Annotated in this window: 9 protein-coding genes and 1 pseudogene; 3 read left to right on the top strand and 7 right to left on the bottom strand. The window is 70.8% G+C overall.

The features are described 5' to 3' along the window. The first annotated feature begins 44 nt into the window (after nucleotides 1-44). Nucleotides 45-1,217 carry a xylose isomerase gene (xylA, locus tag PV721_RS04200; protein ID WP_319721421.1) on the top strand — a complete coding sequence of 391 codons (1,173 nt, stop codon included), beginning with the start codon at nucleotides 45-47 and terminating at the stop codon, nucleotides 1,215-1,217. 95 nt (nucleotides 1,218-1,312) lie between these two features. On the opposite strand, the gene PV721_RS04195 is transcribed toward xylA, so the two are convergent. From PV721_RS04195 to PV721_RS04165, 7 genes and pseudogenes are all read right to left on the bottom strand, one after another. Beyond that, entirely contained in the window at nucleotides 1,313-1,591 is a 279-nt protein-coding gene (locus PV721_RS04195) for a hypothetical protein (protein ID WP_319721419.1), read from the bottom strand. Between the two features lie 29 nt (nucleotides 1,592-1,620). After that, nucleotides 1,621-3,018 carry a GH1 family beta-glucosidase gene (locus PV721_RS04190; RefSeq protein WP_319721418.1) on the bottom strand — a complete coding sequence of 466 codons (1,398 nt, stop codon included), beginning with the start codon at nucleotides 3,016-3,018 and terminating at the stop codon, nucleotides 1,621-1,623. 106 nt (nucleotides 3,019-3,124) lie between these two features. Continuing rightward, nucleotides 3,125-4,105, bottom strand: coding sequence for an acetylxylan esterase (locus PV721_RS04185; protein ID WP_319721417.1), 981 nt, complete (start codon nucleotides 4,103-4,105; stop codon nucleotides 3,125-3,127). 410 nt (nucleotides 4,106-4,515) lie between these two features. Continuing rightward, nucleotides 4,516-5,565, bottom strand: a complete 1,050-nt coding sequence (locus PV721_RS04180; RefSeq protein WP_319721416.1) for an aldose epimerase family protein — start codon at nucleotides 5,563-5,565, stop codon at nucleotides 4,516-4,518. A 2-nt stretch (nucleotides 5,566-5,567) separates the two neighbouring features. Beyond that, nucleotides 5,568-5,948 carry a class II aldolase/adducin family protein gene (locus tag PV721_RS04175; protein WP_319721415.1) on the bottom strand — a complete coding sequence of 127 codons (381 nt, stop codon included), beginning with the start codon at nucleotides 5,946-5,948 and terminating at the stop codon, nucleotides 5,568-5,570. Then, nucleotides 5,945-7,665, bottom strand: a pseudogene (locus PV721_RS04170) (ribulokinase). Before PV721_RS04170 ends, PV721_RS04175 begins: the two are co-directional and overlap by 4 nt. Before the next feature lie 186 nt (nucleotides 7,666-7,851). Continuing rightward, nucleotides 7,852-8,841, bottom strand: coding sequence for a LacI family DNA-binding transcriptional regulator (locus PV721_RS04165; protein ID WP_416371023.1), 990 nt, complete (start codon nucleotides 8,839-8,841; stop codon nucleotides 7,852-7,854). A gap of 442 nt (nucleotides 8,842-9,283) precedes the next feature. On the opposite strand from PV721_RS04165, the gene chvE reads away from it, so the two are divergent. Together chvE and mmsA are read left to right on the top strand one after the other, a co-directional pair. Continuing rightward, entirely contained in the window at nucleotides 9,284-10,378 is a 1,095-nt protein-coding gene (gene chvE / locus PV721_RS04160; protein WP_319721413.1) for a multiple monosaccharide ABC transporter substrate-binding protein, read from the top strand. Nucleotides 10,379-10,479: 101 nt separating this feature from the next. Beyond that, nucleotides 10,480-12,027, top strand: coding sequence for a multiple monosaccharide ABC transporter ATP-binding protein (mmsA, locus tag PV721_RS04155; RefSeq protein ID WP_319721412.1), 1,548 nt, complete (start codon nucleotides 10,480-10,482; stop codon nucleotides 12,025-12,027). Nucleotide 12,028: the final 1 nt, after the last annotated feature.

Raw genomic sequence — 12,028 nt, 5'->3', positions numbered from 1 at the left:
CTTCGCCATTACAAATAGCCCTCGGCCCAGATCCGGAGCGCCTCATGACCAGCGACCCGCTCGTCCCCACCCCCGCGCACAGGTTCACCTTCGGCCTGTGGACCGTCGGCTGGCAGGGCCGGGACCCCTTCGGCGACGCCACCCGACCCGCCCTCGACCCCGTCGAGAGCGTGGAGCGGCTGGCCGGGCTCGGCGCCTACGGCGTCACGTTCCACGACGACGACCTGATCCCCTTCGGCGCCGGCGAGGCCGCCCGCGAGCAGGCGGTCAAGCGCTTCCGCACCGCACTCGACACGGCCGGGCTGAAGGTCCCGATGGCCACCACCAACCTCTTCACCCACCCGGTGTTCAAGGACGGCGCCTTCACCGCGAACGACCGGGACGTGCGCCGGTACGCGCTCCGCAAGACGATCCGCAACATCGACCTGGCCGTGGAACTCGGCGCCTCGGTCTACGTCGCCTGGGGCGGCCGCGAAGGCGCGGAGTCGGGCGCGGCCAAGGACGTGCGCTCCGCCCTCGACCGACTGAAGGAGGCCTTCGACCTGCTGGGCGAGTACGTCGAGAACCAGGGATACGACCTGCGCTTCGCGATCGAACCCAAGCCCAACGAGCCGCGCGGCGACATCCTGCTGCCCACCATCGGCCACGCCCTGGCGTTCATCAACGAGCTGGAGCGGCCCGAGCGGGTCGGCCTCAACCCGGAGGTCGGCCACGAGCAGATGGCCGGGCTGAACTTCCCGCACGGCATCGCCCAGGCCCTGTGGCACGACAAGCTGTTCCACATCGACCTCAACGGCCAGACGGGCATCAAGTACGACCAGGACCTGCGCTTCGGTGCGGGCGACCTGCGCCAGGCCTTCTGGCTGGTCGACCTGCTGGAGTCGGCCGGCTACGACGGCCCCCGTCACTTCGACTTCAAGCCGCCGCGCACCGAGGACTCCGCCGGCGTCTGGGCTTCGGCGGCCGGCTGCATGCGCAACTACCTGATCCTGGCAGAGCGTGCCCGCACCCTCCGGTCCGATCCGGAGGTCCGGGCCGCGCTCGCCGCCTCCCGGCTGCCCGAACTGGCCCTCCCGACCGCCGCGGACGGCCTGGCCGGGCTGCTGGCCGACCCGTCCGCCTTCGACGAGTTCGACGTCGACGCCGCCGCCCGCCGCGGCATGGCCTTCGAGCAGCTGGACCAGCTCGCCCTCGAACACCTCCTCGGCGCCCGCTGAGCCGGTGTGCCCATGAACCGGGCCGTGACGTTCCACGGCCCGGCTCCGCACGAGGAAGCCGCCGGGAGGCCGCCCCTTTCGCCCGGCCGCCCCGCTCAGGCCGGATGGGTGAAGCCGGCCTCCAGGGCTCCGGCCGGCGTCGGTGGGAAGCCGGTGCCGCGCTCGCCCACGGAGGTCAGCATCTGCTCGCCGGCGGTGAACTCCATGCGCCACGGCCGGGAGGTGTCCACCCGCAGCGACAGCTCACCCGCACTGAGCTCGACCGCCGCGCCGTCCCGGTACACCTTCCCCACATCCGGTTGCGCGCCGGGCAGCGTGTACTCCGGCCCCCGCCGCACCGAACCGGCGCGGTGGGTGACGCGGACCCCGTTCACGCCCTCGGCCGGCGACCAGCACTCGACGGTCAGCCGGGTTCCTCCGCCTGCGCGCGGTGCGCGGTGATCAGGCCCCGGTACCAGTGGTAGCTGTCCTTGGGCGTCCGGGTCAGGGTGTCGTAGTCGACGTGGACCAGGCCGAAGCGCTGACTGTAGCCGCGCGCCCACTCGAAGTTGTCCAGCAGCGACCGGACGTAGTAGCCGCGCACGTCCACCCCTGCGGAGATGGCGTCGGCGACGGCGGCGAGGTGGTCCGCGAGGTAGTCGATCCGCTCGGTGTCATGGACCCGGCCGTCGGGGCCGACGGTGTCTCCCTCGGCGGAGCCGTTCCCGGTGATCCAGACCGGCGGAAGCCGCGGGTAGCGGGCGTGGAGTTCACGGAGCAACTCTGTGAGCGCGCCCGGGACGACGGGCCATCCCATGGTGGTGTGCCGGGCCCTGTACCGGTCCAGCTCGGTGACGCCGATGTCCACGGCGGTACGCATTTCGGGGTCGGCCTCGCGGTGGGGGGCGGCGGCGAACGTCACGGGACGGTAGAAGTTGATTGCGAGGAAGTCCAGTGGGACGCCGATCAGTTCCAGGTCGCCCGGCAGTCGCCAGGGGCCGTCGGCGAGGCCGGCCCAGGTCTCGGCCTCGTGCGCGGGGTAACGGCCCGCGAGGAGCGGCTCGGTCCAGACCTCGTTGTGGAGGACCTTGGCACGGCGCAGGGCGGCCCGGTCCTCGGGGAGGGCGGAGGCGAGATGGATGCGGTCGAGGTTGAGGGTGATCCCGACCTCCTGGGCGCCCGCAGCGCGCAGCTCCCGTATCGCGAGGCCGTGGGCGACCAGCAGGTGGTGTGCGGCCGCCAGCGCGCCGCGGCCCTCCTCGGCACCGGGTGCGTGCCGCCCCTCGGCGTAGCCGGCGAAGGCGGAGCAGTACGGCTCGTTGAGGGTGATCCAGCGCTCCACCCGGTCCCCGTAGCGCTCGGCCGCGAGGGCCGCGTACTGCGCGAACGCCTCGGCGGTCTCCCTGACGCGCCAGCCACCGCGGTCCTCCAGGGCTTGGGGCAGGTCCCAGTGGTAGAGGGTGACGGCGGGGGCGACTCCGGCGGCCAGCAGCTCGTCGATCAGGCGGTCGTAGAAGTCCAGGCCCTTGGGGTTGACCGGTCCGGTGCCCCCGGGCAGCAAGCGGGGCCAGGCGATCGAGAAGCGGTAGCCGTCGACGCCGAGCCCGCGCAGCAGGGCGATGTCCTCGCCGTAGCGGTGGTAGTGGTCGCAGGCGGTGTCGCCCCTGGCACCGGCGAGGGTACGGCCGGAGGTGTGGCTGAAGGTGTCCCAGATGGACGGGCCGCGGCCGTCCTCGTCGTGGGCGCCCTCGATCTGATAGGCGGCGGTCGCGGCACCGAAACGGAACCCGGCGGGCAGTTCCGGGAAGGCCGGGGTGCTCATGTGCGGTACCTCATGGGTCTGTCGGGCTCCTCGGTCTCGGGGCGGGGCTCAGTGCGTGGGCGCGCGGGGCCTCGCGCGGTGTGCCCGGTCCGGTGGTACAGGGCGGTCAGAGCGCCGGTGCCAGGCCACGCTCGCGCAGCCAGGCCAGTTGGACGGGTGGGTTGGAGCCGCAGCCGCCGCCGTGGTCGCCGAACGGCCACACGGTCATGCTGCGGTCCTCCCCCGCGTACTGATTGAAGGCGGCGTAGACCGTGGAGGGCGGGCAGACCGGGTCCATCAGGCCCACGCTGAACAGCGTCGGCGCGGTGGCGCGCCGGGCGAAGTGGACGCCGTCGAAGTGGGCGAGGGTGGCGAACGCCGGCTCCACGCGGTGGCGGCTGTGCCAGCGCAGGTACTTGGCGATCTCCTGGTACGGACCGTCGCCGCAGATCGCGGCAGCGCGGCGGAAGTGGCACAGGAACGGGACGTCCGGCATCGCCGCCGCCACGCGGTCCCCGGCAAGACCGGCGACGGCGAGCGCCAGACCGCCGCCCTGGCTGGCTCCGGCCACCACGATCCGACGGCCGTCGAGACCGGGCAGCTCCGCGACCGCGTCCACGGCTCGCACGCAGTCGGTGACCAATCGCCGGTAGTAGTAGGTGTCGGGAGAGTCGATGCCGCGGGTCATGAAGCCCTCGACCCACTGCGTACCGTCGCCCATGCCCCGGTCCGGGGTGTCGTGGCCCTGGCCCCGGCTGTCGACGACGAGTTGGGCGTAGTCGGCGGCGGACCGGAACAGGTGGTCGGTGGGCAGTCCCCGTCCGCCGCCGTAGCCCATGTAGGTACCGACGACCGGCAGCGGTCCGGCCGCGTTGCCCGGGCGCAGCAGCCAGGCGGCCACCGGCTCGCCGTTCCAGCCGGGGAAGCGCACGTCGTCGACCTCGACGGTGCTCAGCAGGTGCTGGGCGGTGACCCGTTCCACCTTGATCGCCGCGTCGTGCGACCGGGCTTCGGCAAGGGCCCGCCGCCAGAAGGCGTCGAAATCCATCGGATCGGACAACTCTGGCCGGTTGCGAACGAGTTCGTCCGCCTCGTCGGTGAGCGGCATGGGGCTTCCTCCGGTCGGAGAGGTGACGAGGCAGCGGAGCTTGGCGGCCACAGGGAGCCTTGCCTCGCAGGTCCGGGCACTGGTGTGGGGAGGGGCGGTGGCCCGTCCCCCCGGACGGGCCACCGCGCCTCCCCGCACCCCGCGTTCTCGAGGGCGGTCTCGGCCTCCACCCGGACCGCCCCGGAGGGATCGACGTCGCGGAAGAGAAGCACCGCGGGCCACACCGGATCGGCCGGGGTCACTGCGTCGCCGCTGGTGCGGGTGGCGTCGACGATGGCGGTGTCCGCGTGGTCGTCGAAGTCGACGACCACGCGGGGCGCGGGGGCCGTCCCGGTCACCGTGAGCTGTGCGGTGAGGACCGGGTGCTCGGCGGAGCGGTCGGCGGCTGTGAAGCATCACGTCGGCCTTTCCTACTCGGTCGAGAAGCGGTACGCCGTCGTCGAGCGGTACTCCTCCCCCGGGCGCAGGAGGGTGGAGGGGTACTCGGGCCGGTTGGGCGAGTCGGGAAAGTGCTGGGTCTCCAACGCGATGCCCGCGTACGCGAAATACGGGCGACCGGAGCGGCCGGTCAGCGAGCCGTCGAAGTGGTTTCCGGTGTAGACCTGGAGCCCCGGCTCCGTCGTCAGGCATTCGACGCGCCGGCCGCTGGCAGGGTGGCTCAGGACGGCGGCCCGCCTGAGCCCGGTGCCGTCGAGCACCCAGTTGTGGTCGAAGCCATCGGCGGCCCGGCTGATCTGCGGGTGTTCCTCGGTGATGCGGGCACCGATCGTGTGGGCCTCGCGGAGGTCGAACGGTGTGCCGGTGACGGGCTCGGCCGGACCGAGCGGTATCAGTTCTGCGTCCACGGGGGTGTAACGGGCGGCCTCGACCCGCAGCAGGTGGCCGAGCACCGTCCCACGGCCCTCCCCGGCCAGGTTGACGTACATGTGGTTGGTGAGGTTGACGACCGTCGGGGCATCCGTGGTCGCCCGGTAGGTGAGGGAGAGTTCACCGTCGGGGCCGAGCAGGTACGTGACCTCGGCCGTGAGGGCGCCCGGGAATCCCTGATCGCCGTCGGGACTGTCCATGCGGAGACGGACGCCTGCCCGCCTGCCCACGCGGACCGGCACGCCGTCCCAGAGGCGGGTGGCGAAGCCGTCCGGTCCGCCGTGCAGGGTGTGGCCGTCCTGCTGGGTCGCCAGCCGGTGCGTCGTGCCGTCGAGGGGCAGCGTTCCGCCAGCGATTCGATTGGCGTAGCGGCCGACCGTCGCGCCGAAGTAGGCCGCCTCCCCGAACAGATCCGCTGGGCTCTCGCAGCCCAGGACGACGTTGGCCCGCCGCCCGTCCCGGTCCGGCGTGTGCAGGGCCTGCAAGCGGGCTCCCAGACTGAGCACCTCCGCCGTCACGCGCCCCGGGGAGCCAAACGTCCAGCGGGTGATACGCCGCCCGTCCGGGAGCTCTGCGGCAGTCTCCTGGGTCACCGTCAGTTCACCATGGGACACGAGTGCGTCTCGCGACACGCGACTACTCCGTTCGACGCGGCGGGGAGGGGAGCGACGCCCGCCGTACGGGCGGGCGTCATCGGCTCGGAAAGGGTGGGGTCACCATCCCCCGGGCCGGTGTGCGGCGGTGTCGGAGGAGGGCGCGTGGTCGCCATCACGACGTTCCCGTCGAGGTCGCAGAGGATCACGTTCTGGGGCGACAGCTCGTCGTAGGAGACACCGCTCGGCTTGATGACCAGCAGGTCCTCGCCGGGAACGCCGGCGGAGGCATGGCCCGGCGTCCGGACCACCGGGCCGTGGCGGACGAGTTTCCGGTGGAGGCCGCCGACCTCGCGACGGATCAGGCCGATGGCCGCGTTCACCGTACCTCGCTCGGGTCGGTGAGGGCCGTGGTCGGCGTGGTCGGCGTGGTCAGGGCGGCGTTGCGGATGCGGCGCAGCCGGCGGAGCAGATTGTCGTGCCGAAGTGGTCGTGCAGGGCGCGGTACTCGGCGTACAGCGCGTCGTAGGCGTCGGCTCGGCCGGGGTCGGGCTGGTACGCCCCCCGGAGCACCCGGCCCATGGCCGCCGCCGCCGAGCGCACATCCGGGTGCGCCCCGGCGGCGACGGCGGCGTGGATCGCCGAGCCGAGGGCCGGACCCTGATCCGACTCGGCGAGCGAGAGGGGACGGCGTAGTACGTCGGCGTAGATCTGCATCAGCAGGGCGTTCTTCTTCAGGCCCCCGGTGACGATGAACTCGGTGACGGGGACACCGCGCTGCTCCAGGGCCTCGACGATGACACGGGTACCGAAGGCGGTGGCCTCCAGCAGGGCACGGTAGATCTCCTCGGGGCGGGTGTTGAGTCCGAGGCCTACGATCACGCCGGAGAGGTTGTGGTCGACCAGGGTGGAGCGGTTGCCGTTCATCCAGTCGAGAGCCACCAGGCCGTGCCCACCGACGGGCTGGGCGGCGGCCTTGCGGCTGAGGAGCGCGTGCCGGTCTTCACCGACCGCCTCGGCCTCGGCGAGGTAGTGGGCCGGGAGGCCCTGGCGCAGCCACCAGGCGAAGATGTCGCCGACGGCACTCTGACCCGCCTCGTAGCGGTAGGAGCCGGTGACGATGCCGTCCTCGACCACGCCGCAGATGCCAGGGACGTCTGCGAGGGCGGCGCCGTTGACGACGTGGCAGGTGGAGGTGCCCATGAGAGCGAGGAGTTGGCCGCTCTCGACGGCCCGAGCGGCCGGTGCGGCCACGTGCGCGTCGACATTGCCGGCGGCCACCGCGATGCCCGCGGGCAGCCCCGTAAACTCCGCCGCCCGGGCGGTCAGCGAGCCGACCCGGGAGCCGGGCGGGGCGAGGGGGTGCTCCAGACGGGTGCGGGCGAAGTCGGCGAACCCGGGGTGCAGGGCGGCGAGGTACTCCTCGCTCGGGTAACCGCCGTCCTGGAACATACCGCTGTATCCGGCCGTGCAGGCGTTGCGGCTCTCGACGCCGGTGAGCTGCCAGACGATCCAGTCGGCTGCCTCGATCCACCGCGCGCAGGCGGCATAGACGGCCGGGTCCTCCTCCAGGACCTGGAGCGCCTTGGCGTACTGCCACTCGGCGGAGATCCTTCCGCCGTAGCGGGAGATCCACTTCTCTCCGCGTGCGTGGGCGAGGGCGTTGATGCGGTCGGCCTGGTCCTGGGCCGCGTGGTGCTTCCAGAGCTTGGGCCAGGCGTGCGGGTGAGCGGCCCACTCGGTGGTCTCGGCGAGCGGGGTGCCGTCGGCGAGCACCGGCAGGACCGTGCTGGCGGTGAAGTCGGTGGCGATGCCGATGACGTGAGCGGGATCGACGCCGGAGACGGCGAGCGCAGCGGGAACGACGGTGCGCAGTACCTCGCGCCAGTCCTCGGAGTGCTGCAGGGCCCAGCCGGGCGGCAGTGGGTGCCCGGTGCCGGGTAACTCGCGCTCGATGACGGCGTGCGGGTACTCGTGGACGACGGTCGCGAGCTCCTGTCCGTCCCGCACGCGGACCACCACGGCACGACCGGAGAGGGTGCCGAAGTCGACGCCGACGACGTACCTGTCCGAGCCCCCGGCGGCAGGGATCACGGTCACTTTCTCATCCTTCGCACGGGAAACCCTTCCTGCCGAGTTGATGGGGGCGTCTCTCTCGTTGGGCGACAGTGTTAGCGCTAACAATCACCCTGTCAAGGGATCAATGGAGCCCTCGACCGAGTGCGGCCGACGCGGCGGAGAGCGTGGGACGCTGCGGCGGTCAGCCCCGAGTCCGACGGTGCCGGCTCAACGGCGGATGACGGGACCCGCGCTGCGACGCAGCACCATCTCGGGCGGGGTTCGCACGTGGGTGCGGGTGTGCGCGACGCCCTCCAGCTCCTCGACGAGCAGTTCCAGGGCCCTGCGGCCGAGCTCGCCGAAGTCCTGACGCACCGTGGTCAGGGGCGGGGTGAAGTAGGCGGCCTCGGGAATGTCGTCGAAGCCGACCACGCTGATGTCGCCCGGGATCGAACGTCTGGCCTCGTGCAGGGCGCGCAGCAGGCCGAGCGCCATGTGGTCGTTGGCGCAGAAGACGGCGGTGACGCCATCCAGTTCGGCGATCCGCAAGCCCGCCTGGTAGCCGGCGCGCGCACTCCAGTCGCCGGGCTCGACACGCGGCACCGGGCCTCCGGCGGCCTCCAGCGCGCCGCGCCAGCCCTCCTGGCGGTCCTGGCTCTCCATCCGGCCGGCCGGGCCGGCCAGGTGGTGCACGGTACTGTGGCCCAGATCGAGCAGGTGCCTGGTGGCCGCTTCGGCGCCGGACCGGTTGTCCACCGAGACCATGGGAACCCGCGACTGGCTGCCCGGTCCGACCTCGACCACCGGCACGGAGCTGGAGAGCCTGGCCACCGCGCTGACGGCGGAGATCTGGGGAGCGATCACGACCACGCCCTCCACGCCCTGGTCGCGCAGCCGGTCGACGGCCTCCTGAACCGAGCGGCCGTCCAGGGAGTGCAGACTCGTCACGCTGACGAAGTACCCCGCACTGCGCGCAGCCTGCTCGATGCCGTGCAGCATCGAGGCGGGACCGTACAGGGTGGATTCGAAGCTGACGACGCCGAGGGTTTGCGAGCGGCGGGTGACCAGGGCGCGGGCGGCGGAGTTGGGCCGGTAGTCCAGCTCACGGATGGCGGCGAGCACGCGCTCCCGGGTGCCGGGCCGCACATGCGGGGCGCCGTTGAGCACCCGGGACACCGTCTGGTGGGACACGCCGGCCAATTTCGCCACGTCCGCCATCACAGGGTGGCGCCGCTCGGTCCCGGCACTGTCGTTTCCCACTCGCACTTCCCTCCTCGACTCCGGGCCACGGTACGCCACCGACCGCCGACGAAGGCTGTGTGAGCGGTGACGGACAAGCGGATGCGGCGGGCTACCACCATCCAGCGGCAGGGACACTGCGGCGGGCAGCCGGCCACTCCGAGAGCCGCCCACTACCCAGCCCGGGCGCCAGGACACAGTGGCTGATCGCCTGCGCCGTTGTTAACCCAACGGTGATCCGAACAGACCCTTGACGGCACACTTGTGAGCGTTAACACTCAGGTATCGCCAGGCCGGAGCCGCTGCAACCCGGACTTCGCACAGCGCGAGAAAACGACTCCCGGCCGGCCCCGCTCGACCGCTTCCGGCTTCTCCCAACCGGGTCGCACCGTGCCGGTCGCGGAACATCACTGGAGGAACTGTGCGGAAGCTTTCAGCCGGCCTTGTCACCCTGGGCCTGACGCTGTCGCTGGCAGCCTGCGGCCAGAGCGCCAACGGAGCAGGCGAGGGCGGGGGTGGCGGGGAGGCCAAAGGCGGCCTCGTCGGCATCGCGATGCCGACCAAGTCGTCGGAGCGCTGGATCAATGACGGCAACAACATGGTCAAGGAGTTCCAGGCCAAGGGTTACAAGACCGATCTCCAGTACGGCGACAACGTCGTGGAGAACCAGGTCTCCCAGGTGGAGAACATGATCACAAAGGGCGCCAAGCTGCTGGTGATCGCCGCCATCGACGGTTCCTCGCTCACCAACGTGCTGCAGAAGGCCGCCGACGCCCACGTCCCCGTCGTCTCCTACGACCGGCTGATCCGCGGCACCGAGAACGTCGACTACTACGCGACCTTCGACAACCACAAGGTCGGCGTCCTCCAGGGCAGTTACATCGTCGACAAGCTCGGCCTCAAGGACGGCAAGGGCCCGTTCAACATCGAGCTGTTCGCCGGCTCACCGGACGACAACAACGCCACCTTCTTCTTCAACGGTGCGATGAGCGTCCTGAAGCCGTACATCGACGACAAGAAGCTGGTCGTGCAGAGCGGCCAGACCTCCTTCAATCAGATCGCCACACTGCGCTGGGACGGCGGCCTCGCCCAGTCCCGGATGGACAACCTGCTGAGCAAGTCGTACACCGCCGCACGCGTCGACGCCGTGCTCTCGCCGTACGACGGCATCTCGATCGGCATCATCTCCTCACTCAAGGGCGTCGGCTACGGCGCCGGCCAGCCCATTCCCGTCGTCACGGGCCAGGACGGCGAGCTGGCCTCGGTGAAGTCGATCATCGCGGGCGAGCAGACCCAGACCGTCTACAAGGACACCCGCCAACTGGCCAAGGCAGCAGTCCAGATGGGTGACGCGCTACTGACGGGCGGCAAGCCCGAGGTCAACGACACCGGCCAGTACGACAACGGCGTCAAGACCGTACCGGCGCAGCTGCTCCAGCCGGTCAGCGTCGACAAGGAGAACTACCAGAAGGTCCTGGTGGACAGCGGCCAGTACACCGCGGACCAGCTGAAGTAGCCCACGGAGCCCGGCCGACGGGTCGGCGACGACGACACGGCGCTGCGACGCCCGGGAGACCGGCCGCCGCCGCACCGCCCCGACGATACGGATGCACAACCATGGCCCGACCCGTTCTCGAGATGCGGTCGATCAGCAAGACGTTTCCCGGTGTCAAGGCTCTCTCCGAGGTCAACCTGACGGTCGCCGCGGGTGAGGTGCACGCCGTCTGCGGTGAGAACGGCGCCGGCAAGTCCACACTGATGAAGGTACTCAGCGGGGTCCACCCGCATGGCGGCTACCAGGGCGAGATCTACTTCGAGGGCGAGCCCTGCCGGTTCAAGGACATCCGGGCCAGCGAGCATCGCGGCATCGTGATCATCCACCAGGAACTCGCACTGGTGCCCTACCTGTCCATCGCCGAGAACATCTTCCTCGGCAACGAGCACGCCACTCGGGGCGTCATCAGCTGGCACCGGACGCTGACCCACGCCGCCGCACTGATCCGGCAGGTCGGACTCGACGAGAGCCCGCACACCAGGATCGCCGATCTCGGCGTGGGCAAACAGCAGTTGGTCGAGATCGCCAAGGCGCTCGCCAAGAAGGTCAAGCTACTCATCCTGGACGAGCCGACGGCCGCCCTGAACGACGAGGACAGCCGCAAGCTGCTCGACCTGATCCTCGAACTCAAGGCTCAGGGCATCTCCTGCATCCTCATCTCGCACAAGCTGAACGAGATCGCCCGAGTCGCCGACGCCGTCACCATCCTGCGCGACGGGCGGACCATCGAGACCATCGCTATCGGTTCCGAGGGCATCTCCGAGGAGCGGATCATCCGCGGCATGGTGGGCCGCGACCTGGAACACCGCTACCCCGAGCGCGCCCCGGAGATCGGCGAGGTCGCCTTCGAAATCGAGGACTGGAGCGTCCAGCACCCGATCGACCACCGGCGGAAGGTGGTCGACGGCGCCTCGCTGCACGTCCGTCGAGGCGAGATCGTCGGCATAGCCGGCCTCATGGGCGCCGGCCGCACCGAACTGGCCATGAGCGTCTTCGGCCGCTCGTACGGACGGTGGACCGGGGGCCGGGTGCGGCTGCACGGCCGGGAGATCCGTACCCGGACGGTGCCGGAGGCCATCGGGCACGGCATCGCGTACGTGACCGAGGACCGCAAGCAGCTCGGCCTCGACCTCGGCGACGACATCAGCCGGAACATCTCGCTGAGCTCCCTCGGCAAGGTCGCCCGGCGGGGCTGGGTCAACCGGCACGAGGAGGTCCGGAGCGCCGAATCGTTCCGGCGGACCATGAACATCAAGGCCCCCTCGGTGTTCGCGGAGACCGGCAAGCTCAGCGGCGGCAACCAGCAGAAGGTCGTCCTCAGCAAGTGGATCTTCGCCGAGCCGGAGGTGCTGATCCTCGACGAACCCACCCGGGGCATCGACATCGGCGCCAAGGCGGAGATCTACACCGTCATCGCCGAACTCGCCGCCCAGGGCAAGACGGTACTCGTCATCTCCTCCGAACTCCCCGAACTCCTGGGCCTGTGCGACCGGATCTACACCATGGCCGAAGGCCGGATCACCGGTGAGGTCACTCGCTCGGACGCCACCCAGGAATCCCTCATGCGGCTCATGACCATGAGCGCGGCATACCCCGACAAGCAGGTGTGAG

The sequence above is a fragment of the Streptomyces sp. MB09-01 genome (assembly GCF_033794505.1).
Lineage (GTDB): Bacteria > Actinomycetota > Actinomycetes > Streptomycetales > Streptomycetaceae > Streptomyces.
Note: the sequence above shows the minus strand (reverse complement) of the source record. Positions and strands in the feature narration are given on the sequence as shown.

Coding starts and splice junctions, on each gene's coding strand:
- PV721_RS04185 (WP_319721417.1), bottom strand. CDS start 4,105: ATGCCGCTCACCGACGAGGCGGACGAACTCGTTCGCAACCGGCCAGAG.
- PV721_RS04165 (WP_416371023.1), bottom strand. CDS start 8,841: ATGGCGGACGTGGCGAAATTGGCCGGCGTGTCCCACCAGACGGTGTCC.
- xylA (WP_319721421.1), top strand. CDS start 45: ATGACCAGCGACCCGCTCGTCCCCACCCCCGCGCACAGGTTCACCTTC.
- mmsA (WP_319721412.1), top strand. CDS start 10,480: ATGGCCCGACCCGTTCTCGAGATGCGGTCGATCAGCAAGACGTTTCCC.
- PV721_RS04190 (WP_319721418.1), bottom strand. CDS start 3,018: ATGAGCACCCCGGCCTTCCCGGAACTGCCCGCCGGGTTCCGTTTCGGT.